Origin of the sequence: Cellulomonas avistercoris (assembly GCF_014836445.1) — a bacterium.
Lineage (GTDB): Bacteria > Actinomycetota > Actinomycetes > Actinomycetales > Cellulomonadaceae > Cellulomonas > Cellulomonas avistercoris.
In genome coordinates this window covers 199,578-215,921 of sequence record NZ_JACSQV010000004.1, presented here as the reverse complement: position 1 = coordinate 215,921, position 16,344 = coordinate 199,578, and the positions used below count along the sequence as shown (strand labels likewise).

The following is a 16,344-nucleotide window of genomic DNA, read 5'->3' as shown; positions in this document are numbered from 1 at the left end:
CCCCCCCGCCCCCCCCCCCCCCCCGGACCTGTACCCCCTCGCCATGATCCGAAGGAGCATCACCCTCGTGTCCGACACACCCGGCACCGCCACCCAGCACGTCGTGCCGGCGGCACCCGTCCTGCCCGCCGTCCCCGTCGTCTCGGAGCGCGTGCGCGACCTGCACGCGCGGATGACGCTCGAGGAGAAGCTGGCCCAGCTGGTCGGCTACTGGCTCGACCAGAACGGCACGGTCGCGCCGATGCAGTCGGAGATGGCCTCGGGGCAGAAGGACTCCGGCCAGCTCGCGGAGATCACGCGCCACGGGCTCGGCCACTACACGCGCGTCTACGGCACGCGTCCCGTGGAGCCCGCGGAGCGTGCGGCGTGGCTGTGGGCCGAGCAGCGCCGGCTCAAGCGCGAGACGCGCCTGGGCATCCCGGCCCTCGTGCACGAGGAGTGCCTGACGGGCCTGGCGGCGTGGCAGGCGGCGAGCTACCCGACGCCCCTGGCGTGGGGCGCGTCGTTCGACCCCGAGCTGGTGCACGAGGCCGCCCGCGCCATTGGCGACTCGATGCGCGAGCTCGGCATCCACCAGGGCCTCGCACCCGTGCTCGACGTCGTCGGCGACCCGCGCTGGGGCCGCGTCGACGAGTGCATCGGCGAGGACCCGTACCTCGTCGGGACCGTCGGCACGGCGTACGTGCGGGGCCTGCAGGAGGCGGGCGTGCACGCGACGCTCAAGCACTTCGTCGGGTACTCCGCGTCGGCCGCGGGCCGCAACCACGCGCCCGTGCACGCCGGCCCGCGCGAGCTGGCCGAGATCTACCTCCCGCCGTTCGAGATGGCCGTGCGCGACGGCGGCGTCCGCTCGGTGATGAACTCCTACGCGGACGTCGACGGCGTCCCGGTCGCGGCGGACCCGCACTACCTCACCGACGTCCTGCGCACCGAGTGGGGCTTCGACGGCGTCGTCGTGGCCGACTACTTCGCCGTCGCGTTCCTCCAGGTCATGCACGGCGTGGCCGCCGACCGCGGCGAGGCGGCCGCGCTGGCGCTCGCGGCGGGCCTCGACATCGAGCTGCCCACGGGCGACGCGTTCCTCGAGCCCCTGGCCGCGCGGATCCGCGCGGGCCTGGCCGACGAGGCCCTCGTCGACCGCGCCGTGCTGCGTGCGCTCGCGCAGAAGGAGGAGCTCGGCCTGCTCGAGCCCGAGGCCTTCGAGGACGAGCCGCCCACCGAGATCGACCTCGACTCCCCGCGGCACCGCGACCTCGCGCTGCGGCTCGCGCGCGAGTCCGTCGTGCTGCTGTCGAACGACGGCGTGCTGCCGCTGGCCCAGCCGCGCCGCGTCGCCGTCGTCGGCCCCAACGCGGCGCGCCCCGAGGCGCTCATGGGCTGCTACTCGTTCGCCAACCACGTGCTCGCGCACCACCCGGACCTGCCGCTCGGCTTCGAGATCAGCAGCGTCCACGAGGCGCTCGCGGCGGCGCTGCCCGACGTCACGTTCGTCGAGGGCTGCGCGGTCGAGGGCGACGACACGAGCGGCTTCGACGCCGCCGTGGCTGCCGCGACGGACGCCGACGTGGCGGTCGTCGTCGTCGGTGACCAGGCCGGGCTGTTCGGCCGTGGCACGGTCGGCGAGGGCAACGACGTCCAGTCCCTCGAGCTGCCGGGCGTGCAGCGCCGGCTCGTCGAGGCGCTCGTCGCCACGGGGACGCCGGTCGTCATGGTCATGCTCACCGGCCGCCCCTACGCGATCGGGTGGGCGCTGGACGGCGAGGGCCCGCGCCCTGCCGCGGTCCTGCAGGCGTTCTTCCCCGGCGAGCGGGGCGGCGACGCGATCGCGGAGCTGCTGACCGGCGCCGCGAACCCGTCGGGCCGGCTGCCCGTCTCGCTGCCGCGCGCCGCGGGCGCCCAGCCGTTCCGCTACCTGCACCCCGTGCTGGGCGGCCCGTCCGACGTCACGTCGACGGACCCCACGCCCGTGCGGCCCTTCGGCTTCGGCCTGGCGTACACCACGTTCGCCTACGACGACCTGCAGGTGGACCCGACCGTGGACTCCGCGGGCGTCTTCACGGCGGCCGTGACCGTGACCAACACGGGTGACGTCGCCGGCGCGGACGTCGTGCAGCTCTACGGGCGCGACGTCGTCGCCTCCGTCGTGCGGCCCGTGGCGCAGCTGCTCGGGTACGCCCGGGTCGAGCTCGCGCCCGGTCAGTCGCGCCGCGTGACGTTCCGGGTCCCGACGACGCGCCTGGCGCTGGCCGACCGCCGCCTCGTGCGGGTCGTCGAGCCCGGTGACGTGCAGGTCTGGGTCGCGTCGCACGCCGCGGTCACCGACCCGGCCACCGTGGTGGACGCCACCGGCGGTGCCATCTCCAGCGCCCGCGAGATGACGCGGCACACGGTGCCGGGGCAGAGTACGCCGCACGCGGTCCTGCAGGTCACGGGCACCGTGCACGAGATCACCGCCGAGGACCGGCGGATCGTCGACGTGGAGGTCAGCGACGCATGAGCACCGTGAAGAACCCCATCCTGCCGGGGTGCTACCCCGACCCGTCGATCTGCCGGGTGGGTGACGACTACTACCTCGTCGCGTCGACGTTCGAGTACCTCCCGGGCCTGCCGGTCCTGCACAGCCGCGACCTGGTGACGTGGGAGCAGATCGGGCACGTCGTCGACCGTCCCGGCCAGCTGGACTACACCGGCATCGCGTCGTCCGGCGGGCTGTACGCGCCGACGATCCGCCACCACGACGGCCTGTTCTGGGTCATCTGCACGCTCGTCGGCCAGCCGCACGGCAACCCGGGCGGCAACTTCCTCATGACGGCCACCGACCCGGCCGGCCCGTGGTCCGACCCGATGTGGCTCGACGCCGACGGCATCGACCCGTCGATCTTCTTCGACGACGACGGCCGCATCTGGGTGCACGGCACGCGTCTGGCGCTCGAGCCCGAGTGGTACCACCAGACCGAGGTGTGGATCCGCGAGCTCGACCCCGAGACCAAGAAGCTCACGGGGCCCGAGCACGTGGTGTGGTCGGGTGCCGTCAAGGGCGCCGTCTGGGCCGAGGCGCCGCACCTCTACAAGGTCGACGGCACGTACTACCTGATGGCGGCCGAGGCCGGCACCGAGTTCCACCACGCCGAGAGCATCGCGCAGGCCGAGGTCGTGACCGGGCCGTACACCGGGACGCGCGGCAACCCGATCCTCACGCACCGGCACCTGGGCCGGCAGCACCCGGTCGTCGGGGCCGGGCACGCCGACCTCGTCGAGGCGGCCGACGGCAGCTGGTGGGCCGTGCTGCTCGCCATGCGCACCTACGGCGGCTACCACTACCCGCTGGGCCGTGAGACGTTCCTCGTCCCCGTGGTGTGGGAGGACGGCTGGCCGGTCTTCGCACCGGGCGTCGGCAAGGTCCCGGACGAGGTCGAGGTGCCGTTCGCGACGGGTCCCGCACGTGGGCTCGTCCAGGGGCTCGCGTCCGGGACGGTGCCGGCGGACGACCCGCGCTGGACCGCCGTGCGCGCGCTGCCCACCGAGGTCGCGACGCCTGCCGGCGAGGGCTGGGACCTGGCGCTGCGTCCCGCGACGCTCGCGGACGTCGACGTCCCCGCGTTCCTGGGCCTGCGGCTGCAGCACCAGGACGCCGACCTCGTGGCGCGCGTCGCCGTGGACCTCGCCGACGGCGAGGAGGTCGGTGTGGTCGTGCGGCAGTCCGAGAAGGACCACGTGCGCCTCGCGGTCACGCCGGACGGCGACGGCCTGCGGGCGCAGGTCGTGCACCGGCAGCGCGACGAGGACCGGGTGCTGGGCGAGGCGGCGCTGACCGCCGGCGGCCCGCTGACCCTGTCGGTGCGTGCGCGCGGGGTCGACCTCGACCTCGTCGTCGCCGCGGGCGACGCCGAGCCGGTCGTCGTGGCCACGGCCGCGGCCACCGACCTCGACACGGTCGCCACGGGCGGGTTCCTCGGCCTGTGGCTGGGTGTCTACGGCACGAGCAACGGCGCCCCGACGAGCACCGTCGCCCACGTCGAGCGCGTGGAGTACGTCCCCACCGCCTGACCCGAACCCCATGTGGTGAGAGAGCAATCCAGCCCCCGTCATGGTGGTGAGAGAGCGATCCAGCTCCGCAGAACGCGGGCTGGATCGCTCCCTCACCGGGGGTGGGGGTGCTGGATCGCTCTCTCACCGGGGGTGGGGTGGGCATGTCCCCCTGGTGGTGAGAGAGCGATCCGGTCGGCTCTCAGCGGCGGCGGGTGGTCGGGTCCGTGATGGACGGCGGGTGGTAGCCCGCGTCGGCCGGGTTGAGCGTGACGCCCGGCGGGACGATGCGGTCGATCTCGTCGAGGACGTCCGCGGGCAGCCGGACCTCCAGCGCCGTGAGGGCCGCGTCGAGGTGCTCGTGCGTGCGCGGCCCGATGATCGCGCTCGACACGGCCGGGTGCTCGAGGACGAACCCGAGCGCGAGCTGCAGCAGGGTGAGCCCGGCCGCCTCGGCGACCTTCGTCAGCTGCTGCACGGCCTCGGCCTTGCTGAGGTTCTCGGGCAGGGACGGGTCGTGCCGCCCCGGCTGGCGCTGGTGACGCGGCGAGGTGCCGCGCGTCCCGTCGAGCGGACGCCCCGAGAGCCAGCCGCCGGCCAGCGGGCTCCACGGCAGCACGCCCAGCCCGTACTCGAGCGCGAGGGGCAGCACCTCGCGCTCGACGCCCCGCGCGAGGATCGAGTACGGCGGCTGCTCGGTCGCGGGCCGCGCGAACCGGCGGTCGGCCGCGACCCACTGCGCCTGCACGATCTGCGACGGCAGGAACGTCGAGGTCCCGACGTACAGCACCTTGCCGGCGCGCACGAGGTCGTCGAGCGCGCCGAGCGTCTCGTCGAGGGCCGTGCCGGGCTCGGGGCGGTGCACCTGGTAGACGTCGATGCGGTCGGTCTGCAGGCGGCGCAGCGAGTCCTCGACGGCCCGCACGATCCACCGCCGCGAATTGCCCGCGTGGTTGACCTCGTCGGACAGCCGGCCGTGGACCTTGGTCGCCAGCACGACGTCGTCGCGACGCCCGGCGAGCGCCTTGCCGACGATCGTCTCGGACTCGCCGCGCGAGTACACGTCGGCGGTGTCGACGACGTTGATGCCGGCGTCGAGCGCGCGGTGCAGGATCGCCGCGGAGTCGTCGTGGTCGGGGTTGCCCCAGGCGCCGAAGTTCATGGTGCCGAGCGTCAGCGGGGACACCTGGACCCCGGTGCGGCCGAGCGGGCGGTACGTCGTCATGCGTGTGCTCCTTGGTGGGTGGTGCTGGTGGTCGTGGCGACGCGCCCGATGTCGCGCCCGCCCGTGCGGTCGTGGGGGTGCGCGGGGCGCGCGAGCCCGTAGTGGTCGCGCAGCGTCGTGCCGGTGTACTCCCTGCGGAACAGGCCGCGGTCGACGAGCACGGGGACGACCTGGTCGACGAAGTCCTCCAGGCCCGACGGCAGCACCGCGGGCATGATGTTGAACCCGTCGGCCGCGCCCGCGTCCCACCACTCCTGGATGGCGTCGGCGACCTGCTCGGCCGTGCCGGAGAACGTGCGGTGCCCGCGCCCGCCGCCGAGCCGGCCGATGAGCTGGCGCACCGTGAGCCGCTCGCGCCGCGCGAGCTCGACGATCAACGTGTACCGCGACTTGGCGCCCTCGATCTCGTCCTCGCTCGGCAGGTCGGCGGGCAGCTCGCGGTCCAGCGGCAGGTCGTCGGGGTCGACGCGCAGCGTCTTGGCGAGCTGGGCGCGCGCGTACTCGGGCCGGATGAGCCGGTCGAGCTCCTCCTCCTTGGCCCGGGCCTCCGCCTCGGTGGCGCCGATGACGGGCACGATGCCCGGCAGCACGAGCAGGCCCGCGGGGTCCCGGCCCCACTCGACGGCCCGCCGCTTGAGGTCGGTGGCGAACGCGAGCGCGTCGTCGAGCGTCTGCTGGGCGGTGAACACCGCCTCGGCGTACCGCGCGGCCAGGTCCTTGCCGTCGTCCGACGACCCGGCCTGCACCAGCAGCGGGTAGGCCTGCGGCGAGCGCGGCGTCGTCAGCGCCCCCGCGACGCGGAAGTGCTCGCCGACGTGCTCGGGCGGGTGGATCCGCGCCGGGTCGCCCCACACGCCGGCCTCCTTGTCGCCGATCTCGACGTCGTCCTCCCACGAGTCCCACAGCTTCAGCGCGACGTCGATGAACTCGGCCGCGCGCTCGTAGCGGGACCGGTGCGACGGCAGGTCGTCGCGGCCGAAGTTGCGGGCCGCCTCGAGGTGCGCGGTCGTGACGATGTTCCAGCCCGCGCGCCCGCCGCTGATGTGGTCGACCGACGCGAACCGCCGCGCCAGGTTGTACGGGTCGTTGTAGGTGGTCGACGCCGTGGCGATGAGCCCGATGCGGCTGGTCACCGCCGCGATGGCGGCCAGCACGACCGTCGGCTCGAGCGTGCCCGACGGGCGCCGGCCGACGTCGCGGAACAGCGCCGGGCCGTCGGCGAAGAAGATCGAGTCCAGGTGCCCGCGCTCCGCCGTCTGCGCGAGACGCTGCAGGTAGGCGATGTCGGTGCTCCGGTACGACGGGTCGGACTCCGGCAGCCGCCACGACGCCTCGTGGTGGCCCGTGCTCATGAGGAACGCGTTGAGGTGCAGCTGCCCCTCGCGCGTGGGTCGCGTGGTCCGGGCTCGTGCGTTCACGGTGTGCTCCTGTCGGGTGCGGACGGGGTGGCGGGGCCGACGACGGGCGGGACGCCGAGCGCGTCGAGCAGCTGACGGCGCAGCGCCACGTAGGCCGCGTCGGCGGGGTCGCGGTGAAGGACGTCGACGTCGAGCGCGATCTGCCCGGCGTCGAGCACGACGACACGGTCGGCGAGCACGATGGCCTCGTCGACGTCGTGCGTCACCAGCAGCACCGCGGGCCGGTGACGGGCGCACAGGTCCCGCAGCAGGGCGTGCATGCGGGTCCGGGTGAGGGCGTCGAGCGCCCCGAACGGCTCGTCGGCCAGGAGCAGCTGCGGCTCGCGGACGAGCGAGCGGGCCAGGGAAACGCGCTGCTGCTCGCCTCCGGACAGCTCGGTGGGCCACGCGCGCTCGCGGCCGGCCAGGCCGACCTCGGCGAGCCGCTCGGTGCCCAGGTCCCGGGCGCCCGGGCCCCGCAGGCCGAGCGTCACGTTGTCGAGCACGCGCGCCCAGGGCAGCAGCCGCGAGTCCTGGAACACGACGGACACGCGGTCGGGGACGGCGATCGTCCCCGTGCCGTGCACGTCGTGGTCGAGGCCGGCGAGCGCGCGCAGCAGCGTGCTCTTGCCGGACCCGCTGCGCCCGAGGATCGCGACGAACTCGCCGGCCGCGATGTCGAGGTCCAGGCCGCGCAGCACACGGCCGTCCCCCTCGCCCAGCCCGTAGGCGCGGACGAGGTCGCGCACGACCACCGACCCGTCGCCCGTCGTGACGCGCTCGTCGGCCAGGACCCCCTGTGCCGGCGCGGGGACGTCGGACCGTGCCGGGACGCGGGCGTCCTCGGTCGGGCCCGGTGCGGTCAGCCCGCGAGCGTGCGCCGCCATGACAGGGCCCTCCTCTGCACGACGCGGACGAGCAGGTCGGAGCCGTAGCCGAGGATCCCGTACAGGACCAGGCCGACGACGATGACGTCGGTCTGCCCGTACGTGCGGGCCAGCTCCATCATGTAGCCGATGCCGGCGGTGCCGTTGATCTGCTCGACGACGACCAGCGCGAGCCAGCAGCCGGTGACCGCGAACCGCAGCCCGAGCAGGAAGCCGGGCAGCGCACCGGGCAGCACCACCTTGGTGAGGAACTCCCACCGCGTGAGCCCGACCGTCTCCGCCAGCTCGACGTACCGCGCGTCGATGGTCCGCAGCCCGTTGTGCGTGTGGATGTACACGGGGATGAGGACGCCCAGCAGGATCGTGACGACCTTCATCGTCTCGCCGATGCCGAGCCACAGGATGAGCAGCGGCAGCAGCGCGAGGCTCGGGATGGCGCGCTTGAGCTGCACGGGACCGTCGACGATCGCCTCGCCCCAGCGGCTGAGCCCGGCGACCACCGCCAGGACGGTCCCCGCGACGATCCCGAGCGCGAGGCCGGACAGCGCGCGCCCGGCGGACACCGCGAGGTGCTCCTGCAGGCGGCCGTCGGCGACGAGGTCGGCCCCGGTCGTCACGACGGTCCAGGGGGCCGACAGCGTGCGCTGGTCGATGAGCCCGACGGCCGAGCCGAGCGACCACACGGCCAGCAGCACGCCGAGCCCGATGAGGGTGCCGCCGCGCAGCGGGCGGCCGGGGCCGAGGCGCCGCACCGTGCGGTGCGTGCGTCGGCCGGCCGTGGTGCGCGCGGCGGGACGGGCGACCGGCCGCCGCGCGAGGCCCTGGGGCAGGGACAGGGTCGACATCAGCTCGTCCCCTTCTCGCGGTACGCGGCCACGGCCTCGGCGACGACGGGTGCGAACCGCTGGTCCCACAGGTCCGCGGCGTCGAGCACGTCGTTGCCCGTGGCCTGCGCGAGCAGCTCGATCGTCTCCTGGTGCCGCGCGATCGCCTCGGACCAGTCCGCGGGGACGTCGGGGGTGCCGGCGCGCTCGACCAGATAGTCGGCGTCGGCGGGGCTCAGCCCCTGGTCGGCGACGTAGTAGCCCGCCTTCCACTCCTCGGGGTGGTCGTGCACCCAGAGCTTGGCCTGGGCCCACAGCCGCACGTAGGCGCGCAGCGCGGCGGCCTTGGCGGGGTCGTCGATCACCGCGGTCGGCGCGTACAGGTGGCTCGGGTCGTCGCGCAGGCCGTGGCGCACCGTGTGCGCACCGTCGGCCTCGTACTTCTCGAGGTAGCGGGCGATCTGGACGCCCCCGATGGGCGCGATGTCGACCTCGCCCGCGGCGAGCGCGGTCGTGTAGACGTCACCGTTGCTGGGCAGCTCGACGAGGGTCACGTCGTCCTGCGCGAGCCCCGCCTCCTGCAGGGCGCGCAGCACGATGACGCCCTGCGCCTGCCCCGGCGAGTACGCGATGCGGTGCCCGGCGAAGTCCTCGAGGGACTCGACCCCGTCGACCCCGGGCGCGACGCCGAACTCGTAGATCGGGTTCTCCTGCCAGTCCTCGCGGTACACGGCGGAGACGATCTTGACGTCGAGGCCGGTCCACTCGGCGTGGATGGGCGGGATGTCGGCGACGGCGCCCACGTCGAGCGCCCCGGCGCGGAACGCCTCGGTGGTCTGCGGCCCGCCCGACAGGTTGGCCCACTCGATGGTGAACCCGAGGTCGGAGTCGAGGTCGTCGCCGGCGATCTCGACGGCCTTCTGCGTCGTGGGGTCCCCGACGACGAGCGTCGTGCCGGCGGGGACCTCGGTGGGCAGCGCGGCGGTGGCGGCCGTGGTCGACGGGGCGTCGGCCGAGGCGTCACCGGCGCACGCGGCGAGCAGCGCGGGCAGGAGGGTCGCGGCGGCGACCGCGGCGAGGCGGTGGCGCGCGGTGCGGCCGGACCTGGTCCGGGCGGGGTGGGCGAACGGCATGGCGGAGCCTTCCGGGCAGGGGTGGGCCGCCGGCGTCGGGACGCGGCGGTGGTCGGGCGGGGCGCGGGCGCGCGGGGTCCCCGGTGTCGACCCAGGGGTGGCGGGCGACGGGGGTGGAGCGTGCGGGGCGGGGCCGGGCGCCGTGGGGGGCCGGGGGACGGCCGGGCTCGACGGCGTCGCGTCCTGGCGCGGCGAGGTCGAGGGCGGAGGGTCGCTGGTCAGCGACAGCTCGTGGCCGGACACGACCGACACGCACGCGCGAGCAGCACGGGCGCTGCGGCGGGGTGCGGGGCGGTGGTCATGAGGATGACAATGACATACAGGAATGGTCGGGAATAACCCGGTGATCGCATCCTGAGACAGGGCGTCCGTGCGGGTGACCCCCGGGTGGCACCTGCCGCGGCGGGGCGGCGTCGGGCAGGCTGGCGGCGTGCGAGCGCGGACGTGGGTGCGGGACGTCGGAGCGGCGCGGTGGGTCGCCGTGCTGGGGATCGGCGTGCTGGGGGTCGGCGTGCTGCTGACGGCGTGCGCGGGACCGTCTACGAGCACGCCGCCCGCCGAGATCGCGGACGCGGCCGACTGCGCCGTGCGCGAGACGCTCGCGGCTCTCGGGACCGGCGACGGTGAGGGGCTGCCCGCCGCACCGCGCGCGGGGAGGGTGCCCGAGGGGTTCGCGCCGGTCGCCGCCGTCGAGTGCCGGATGCCCGAGGTGCGCGTGCTCCCGGCGCCGGAGCCGCCGCAGGTTCTGGAGCCGGGCGACCTGCCGGTCCCCGGTGGCGAGGACCTGGGGACACCGCCGCCCGCGGGCACGTCCGTGGACGTCGTGCGGCTGGGGGGCGACCTCGGTCCGCTGCTCGCGCAGCTCGCGCGCCGGGACGTCCCCGCGCGCCCCGACCAGGCGTGCATGGCGATGTTCGAGGTCGTTCCGGTGCTCTACCTGCTCGACGCGGACGACCGCGCCGTGCACGTGCGGTGGCCCACCGACGCGTGCGGGTTCCTGCTCGACGGCGCCCGCGAGGCCCTGGCCGGTCTGCGGGAGACCGGTCGGACGACCGTCTCGCTGCCCTGACCGCGTCCGCGCGGGACGGGCCGACTTGCCCCCGCCGCCGGGACCGGTCACCGTAGGCGTCTGCGGCCCCCGGCCCCGCCTGCCGCGTCCGACGCAGGCCCGGCGGACGCGAGCGGGAGGGCTGGACGCGATGGCGGAGACGGACCTGGTCGAGCTGGTCGACGAGGACGGGAACGGCACGGGCACCGCGACGGTGGGGGAGGCGCACGCCGCGCCGGGGCATCTGCACCGGGCCTTCTCCGTGGTGCTCACCCGGCCCGACGGGCGGATCCTGCTGCAGCGCCGCGCCGACGCCAAGCTGCGCTTCCCGGGCCTGTGGACCAACTCGTGCTGCGGCCACCCGCTGCCGGGCGCGGACCTGCACGAGCGCGCGGCGCTGCGCGTGCGCGAGGAGCTCGGTGTCGAGCTCGTCGACGCGCGCGAGGTCGGCGCCTTCCGGTACCGCGCGGCCGACGCGACGTCGGGCCACGTCGAGTGCGAGCACGACCACGTCATCGTGGGCCGCTGCAGCGGAGAGCTGCGCCCCGACCCCGCCGAGGTCTCCCAGACCGAGTGGGTCACGCTGGAGCAGGCGCACGAGCTGGTGGCAGCGGGCCGCGCGACCCCGTGGTTCGCCGACGTCCTGCGCCTCCTGCCCCCCACCCCCTGACGCACCCCGCACCCCACCACCCCCTGACGCACCCCGCACCCCACCACCCCCGCCGAGCGCGGTACGTACCGCTCGAGCGCGGCTGTTGTTTCCCGTGCGCTCGGCGCGTGTCTACCGCGCTCGGCGGTGGGTGCCGCGGTGGGCGGGTGGGTGGTCAGGTGGTGGGGTGGCGATCGTCCACCACGTGCAGGTGTCGGGGGTCCAGGACGTCGTCAGGGCGTCGGCCGTGCCCGCGAGGAGCACGCCTGTCGCGGTGTGCAGGAGCCGTACCCGTGAGCCCTGGCGCCACGGGCCGCCGCCGTCGACGACCACGCGCCAGCCGTCCGCCGTGCCGTCCGCAGCAGCGCCGTCCGCCGCGGCCTGGTCGGCAGGACCGCCCGCCACGGCCTCGTGCGCCGGGCCCAGCACGGGCCTCGTGCCCACCACGGTGAGTGCGCGGTCGTCGGTGACGAGCCGGACCGTGGCCCCGTCGGTGAGCAGCGCGGGACCGCCCGTGGGCGTCCACGTCGTCGTGCCCGTGGCGCGCAGCGCGGGCCCGCCCTCGGCGACGACGAGCAGCCGGCCCGTCGCGACGTGCGCGAGCGCGAGCGGCGCACCCGACCGGACGCGGACCGTCGGCCGGCGTGACGCGCTGGGCAGGGCAGGGGGCGTGCGCGGGGCGTAGGCGTGCCGGAAGAACCCGCGCCACAGCCGCCCGTTGCTCGCGCGCCAGCCCTCGGGCGTCTCGACCAGGCTCACCTCGCGCCCCGGGCTGTTGGGGTCGATCAGCGTGAGGACCGGCCCCGTGGCGCCGCGCGAGAAGCCCGTCGCGACGACCTGGTGGTTGTCGCCCGAGCGCAGCGGGTGGCGGGCGACGACCATCCCGAGCACCCGGGGCCGGCCCGGGGCGCGGGTGAGCAGGCGCCCCGGCCGCGCGCGCCGCGGCCGCGGGCGGACGCCCGCCAGTGGCCCGAGATCGCGGTCCGGCAGCGCCGACCACGTGACGAACCGCAGCGCCGAGACCGACCGGAAGGAGTCGAGCTGCCGGGCCCGCAGGTGGTCGGCCACGAGGTGCCCGTCGGGCGGCACGCGTCCGGGCGCGAACAGACCGGCGGGCCACGTCGGCACGTCGCGTCCCGACGTGACGTGGTCGAGCACCGAGTACGACATGCCGCCGCACCGGCCGGCGGTCCGGACGGCCGTGCCGTTCGGCAGCGTGACGAGCACGTTGACGAACCTGTTGGCGAACGCGTACGCCGCGCGCGCCGGGTCGATGCTGTCGGTCACGTCGTCCTCCCGTCGCACACCCTCACACATCAGAGCGTGCCGCGGTCGGTGACGTACCCCGCGGCGCTGCGGCGGACGACGGGTGGACGGACCCGTGACTGGATTGCTCTCTCACGCCCCTGGGGGGCGGGTGCGCCAGAGGGTGGGGGCGGAGTCTTGGGCCCCCACCCCCACCCCCGGGCGTGAGAGAGCAATCCAGTTGCGTCAGCGGACGTACAGCCGGGGCTGCGGGGGAGCCGTGAACGGGTCGCCCAGGAAGAACGACGGGTGCGGCGGCTGGTTGTACGCGGTGTTCTGCCAGGCGAGCGCGACCCGGTACATCGAGTCGTGCAGCAGCGTGTGCACGCGGTGCGACGTGGTGACCGGCGTCGCGTAGATGCGCAGCGCGCCCTCGTCGGACCGCGCCCAGATCACCTCTTCGCGCCAGTCGCCCAGGATGTCGCCCGACAGCACGGGCGTCGACTTGGTGCCGTTGTTCGACCGCACGTCGGACCCCGTCAGCAGGCGGGTCTCACCGCCGGTGCCGTACTTGTCGACCTTCGTGCCGTCGAGCAGCTCACGGACGGGGTCGCCGTCCCACCAGGCCAGGAAGTTGGCCGACGACGGCTTGCGGCCCACGGCCGCGCCGGTGGCGGCGTTGCGCAGGTCCGCCTCGGCCGACGACCAGGCCTCCGCGCCGGGGCTGCCGGCCCAGACGTCGGCGGCGACGCCGCGTCCGTTGTCCGAGCCGGACGGGCTGCGCCACAACGTGGTGCCGGTGCGGGCGTCGGCCACCCACATGTTCGGCTGGTTGCTGGACTCCGTGACCTTGAAGTACTCGAGCCCGGGGCGTGACGGCACGAGGTCGCCGACGTGCCCGGCGTCACCGTGGCCCGTGCCGTTGCTCCACAGGCCGCGCCCGTCGTCGTCGATCGCGGCGGCACCGTAGAGGATCTCGTCACGCCCGTCGCCGTCGGCGTCCGCGACGGACAGGGAGTGGTTGCCCTGCCCGGCGTAGGCCGAGTTGCCGGGCGTCGAGCTGGACGAGTCGAAGGTCCACCGGCGGGTCAGCTGCCCGTCGCGGTAGTCCCACGCGACGACGACGGCACGCGTGTAGTAGCCGCGCGCCATGATGATCGACGGCCGTTGCCCGTCGAGGTACGCGGTGCCGGCGAGGAAGCGGTCGACGCGGTTGCCGTACGAGTCGCCCCAGCTCGACACCGTCCCGCGGGGCGGCACGTAGTCCGTGGTTGCGCCGACCGCGCCGGTGTCACCGCGGAAGACCGTGAAGTACTCCGGCCCGGCCAGCACGTAGCCCTCGCCGTTGCGGTGGTCGGCATTGGCGTTGCCGATGACCTGGCCCGTGCCCGAGCGTGTGCCGTCGGCCGTCTTGACGGCCACCTCGGCCTTGCCGTCGCCGTCGTAGTCGTAGACCTGGAACTGCGTGTAGTGCGCACCGGCGCGGATGTTGCGGCCCAGGTCGATGCGCCACAGGCGCTGGCCCTGCAGCGTCACGCCGTCGAGGTAGACGTTGCCGGTGACGCCCGCCTGGCTGTTGTCCTTGGCGTTCGACGGGTCCCACTTCAGGACGACGTCGAGGTCGCCGTCGCCGTCGAGGTCCCCGACGGACCCGTCGTTGATGACGTGGCTGGACGACGGGCGCTGGACGGGGACGTCGAGGTAGCCGCTGCCCAGGTTGAGCGACGGTGCGGAGACCGCACGCTCCGCGCCGTTCTCGACCGCGCGGACCGTGTACCGGGCCGTCGCCGACGCGCCGGCGTCGAGGTGGTTGGTCGAGCCCGTGACCGGCGACGACGTGATGCGCGTGCCGTCGCGGTAGACGTGGAACCCGGTGCCGCGGTCCTCGTAGCCGAGCAGGCGCCACTGCACGAGGTTGCCGTCGCCGGACCGCACGGAGATGAGGCCGCGGTCGAGGTCCTCGAGCTGGCGCGCACCGGCCACGGGCGTCGTCGGGACGGGGTTCGGCGTGCCGGTCGGCGGTGGCGTGGGCGTCGGCTGCTGCGTGGGCGTGGGCGACGACGTGGGCGTCGGCTGCTGCGTGGGGGAGGCGGTCGGCGTGGCCGTGGTGGGGGCCGTCGTCGGCGTGACCGACCCCGTGCACGTCGTGCCGTTGAGCACGAACGACGTCGGCACGGGGTTGGTGGTGCCGTCGGACGCACCGTTGAAGCCGAAGGCGATCTGCCCGCCGGACCCGACGGCGCCGTTCCAGGCGGCGTTCGTCACGGCCACCTGCGCGCCGGACTGTGTCGCCGTGCCGTTCCAGGCCTGCTGCACGCTCTGGCCGCCGGTGAACGCCCAGGTCAGCGTCCACCCGGTGAGCGGGTCGCCGAGGTTGTCGACGCGCACGTCCGCCCCGAACCCTCCTTGCCACTGGTTGGTCACCGTGTAGGTGACCTTGCAGGCCACGGCGGCGGAGGCCGCCGGTGCGGTCCCCAGCCCCGCGACGGCGGCTGCCGCCACCGCGGCGAACGCTGCTGTCCTTCGTCGTTGCATCGGTCCTGACCCTTCGTCGTGTCCTCCGCTTCCGCGTCGCGGAGGATCTGACCCGGTCCGGTGCCGGCCCCGGGAGGAGGCAGCCCTGCCGGGCGTCGACGACGCTAGGGGGGCCGCCCACCGGCGACAGGGTCGTGAAACGCTTCGACGTGATCAGGGCAGGCGCACGTGCTGCGGCGTGAGCGACGCGACGTCGCCCACGCCGAGCAGCGCCATCGTGCGGCGCACCTCGCGCTCGAGGATCTCGACCGCGCGGTCGACGCCGCGCTCGCCGCCGGCCATGAGGCCGTAGAGGTACGCGCGCCCGACGAGCGTCGCGCGGGCCCCGAGCGCGAGCGCGGCCACGACGTCCGACCCGTGCGTGATGCCGGTGTCGACCCACACCTCGGTGCGGTCGCCGACCGCGTCGAGCACGTCGGGCAGCAGGCGCAGCGGCACGGGCGCCTTGTCGAGCTGCCGGCCGCCGTGGTTGGACAGCACGACCGCGTCGGCCCCGGCGTCGGTCACGCGGCGCGCGTCCTCGACGGTCTGGACGCCCTTGATGATCAGCGGGCCGTCCCACGACGCACGCAGCCACTCGAGGTCGGCGATGGTCATGGTCGGGTCGAAGAGCTTGTCGAGCAGGTCGGCCACGGTCCCGCTCCACGAGCTGAGCGACGCGAAGGTCAGCGGGTCCGTGGTCAGCAGGTTCACCCACCAGGCCGGGTGCGTGGCGGCGTCGAGCACCGTCCGCGCCGTCAGGGACGGCGGGATGGAGAACCCGTTGCGCACGTCGCGCAGCCGCGCTCCCGCCACGGGCACGTCGACGGTCAGCATGAGCGCCTCGTACCCGGACGCCTTGGCGCGGGCCATGAGGTCCTCGCCCGCCGCGCGGTCCTTCCAGACGTAGAGCTGGAACCACCGGCGCGCGTCGGGGGCGGCCGCGGCGACGTCCTCGATCGACGTCGTGCCCATGGTCGACAGCGCGTACGGGACGTCGCGGCGCTGCGCGACGCGCACGACGGCCCGCTCACCCTCGTGGTGCATGAGCCGCGTGAACCCCGTCGGGGCGAACGCGAACGGCAGCGCCGACGGGCGCCCGAGGTAGGACGTCGTGGTGTCGACGTGCGAGACGTCCTGCAGGATCGACGGGCGCAGCTCGAGGTCGCGGAACAGACGCCGCGCGCGCCGCAGCGTGAGCTCGCCCTCGGCGGCACCGTCGGTGTAGTCGAAGACCGCGCGGGGCGTGCGACGCCGGGCGACGCGGCGCAGGTCGGCGATGGTCAGGGCGTCCTCGAGGCGGCGCTGCACGGGGTCCAGTCGCAGCGGCTGGGGCCGCATCAGGGGCGCGAGCTCGGACCATCTCGGCAGCCGGCGGTCGGTCACGGGGGCTCCT

At 74.9% G+C, this 16,344-nt stretch carries 12 protein-coding genes; 4 read left to right on the top strand and 8 right to left on the bottom strand.

Annotated elements, in window-relative coordinates:
- The first annotated feature begins 67 nt into the window (after positions 1–67).
- Both H9657_RS06760 and H9657_RS06755 read left to right on the top strand, forming a co-directional pair.
- Entirely contained in the window at positions 68–2,497 is a 2,430-nt protein-coding gene (locus H9657_RS06760) for a beta-xylosidase/alpha-l-arabinosidase (RefSeq protein WP_404813142.1), read from the top strand.
- On the top strand, positions 2,494–4,047 hold the full coding sequence (locus H9657_RS06755) for a glycoside hydrolase family 43 protein (RefSeq protein WP_191781685.1): 1,554 nt from the start codon (positions 2,494–2,496) through the stop codon (positions 4,045–4,047). The genes H9657_RS06760 and H9657_RS06755 overlap by 4 nt, the downstream gene beginning before the upstream one ends.
- Positions 4,048–4,228: 181 nt before the next feature.
- Here the strand turns inward: H9657_RS06755 and H9657_RS06750 are convergent, their stop codons facing one another.
- The 5 genes from H9657_RS06750 to H9657_RS06730 are packed head-to-tail and all read right to left on the bottom strand — an operon-like array spanning position 4,229 to position 9,492.
- Positions 4,229–5,251 carry an aldo/keto reductase gene (locus H9657_RS06750; RefSeq protein ID WP_191781683.1) on the bottom strand — a complete coding sequence of 341 codons (1,023 nt, stop codon included), beginning with the start codon at positions 5,249–5,251 and terminating at the stop codon, positions 4,229–4,231.
- The gene (locus tag H9657_RS06745) at positions 5,248–6,669 is read right to left on the bottom strand and encodes an LLM class flavin-dependent oxidoreductase (RefSeq protein ID WP_318241348.1); all 1,422 of its coding nucleotides are present in this window, start codon (positions 6,667–6,669) and stop codon (positions 5,248–5,250) included. The genes H9657_RS06750 and H9657_RS06745 overlap by 4 nt, the downstream gene beginning before the upstream one ends.
- Positions 6,666–7,535 carry an ABC transporter ATP-binding protein gene (locus tag H9657_RS06740; RefSeq protein ID WP_191781680.1) on the bottom strand — a complete coding sequence of 290 codons (870 nt, stop codon included), beginning with the start codon at positions 7,533–7,535 and terminating at the stop codon, positions 6,666–6,668. The genes H9657_RS06745 and H9657_RS06740 overlap by 4 nt, the downstream gene beginning before the upstream one ends.
- The gene (locus H9657_RS06735; protein WP_191781679.1) at positions 7,511–8,380 is read right to left on the bottom strand and encodes an ABC transporter permease; all 870 of its coding nucleotides are present in this window, start codon (positions 8,378–8,380) and stop codon (positions 7,511–7,513) included. The genes H9657_RS06740 and H9657_RS06735 overlap by 25 nt, the downstream gene beginning before the upstream one ends.
- The gene (locus H9657_RS06730) at positions 8,380–9,492 is read right to left on the bottom strand and encodes an ABC transporter substrate-binding protein (RefSeq protein WP_191781676.1); all 1,113 of its coding nucleotides are present in this window, start codon (positions 9,490–9,492) and stop codon (positions 8,380–8,382) included. The genes H9657_RS06735 and H9657_RS06730 overlap by 1 nt, the downstream gene beginning before the upstream one ends.
- A 430-nt stretch (positions 9,493–9,922) precedes the next feature.
- Between H9657_RS06730 and H9657_RS06725 the strand changes: the two genes are divergently transcribed.
- Together H9657_RS06725 and idi are read left to right on the top strand one after the other, a co-directional pair.
- Complete coding sequence (locus H9657_RS06725; RefSeq protein WP_191781674.1) at positions 9,923–10,561, top strand: hypothetical protein; 639 nt, start codon at positions 9,923–9,925, stop codon at positions 10,559–10,561.
- A 130-nt stretch (positions 10,562–10,691) separates the two neighbouring features.
- Positions 10,692–11,210, top strand: a complete 519-nt coding sequence (gene idi, locus H9657_RS06720; RefSeq protein WP_191781672.1) for an isopentenyl-diphosphate Delta-isomerase — start codon at positions 10,692–10,694, stop codon at positions 11,208–11,210.
- 111 nt (positions 11,211–11,321) lie between these two features.
- Here idi and H9657_RS06715 read toward each other — a convergent pair whose 3' ends face one another.
- The 3 genes from H9657_RS06715 to H9657_RS06705 form a co-directional block, all read right to left on the bottom strand.
- Positions 11,322–12,476 carry a hypothetical protein gene (locus tag H9657_RS06715; RefSeq protein ID WP_191781670.1) on the bottom strand — a complete coding sequence of 385 codons (1,155 nt, stop codon included), beginning with the start codon at positions 12,474–12,476 and terminating at the stop codon, positions 11,322–11,324.
- Between the two features lie 204 nt (positions 12,477–12,680).
- A complete protein-coding gene (locus H9657_RS06710; protein WP_191781668.1) occupies positions 12,681–14,969 on the bottom strand; it encodes a rhamnogalacturonan lyase family protein in 2,289 nt (762 codons plus the stop codon).
- Between the two features lie 153 nt (positions 14,970–15,122).
- On the bottom strand, positions 15,123–16,334 hold the full coding sequence (locus H9657_RS06705) for an alpha-hydroxy acid oxidase (protein WP_318241347.1): 1,212 nt from the start codon (positions 16,332–16,334) through the stop codon (positions 15,123–15,125).
- Positions 16,335–16,344 lie beyond the last annotated feature (10 nt).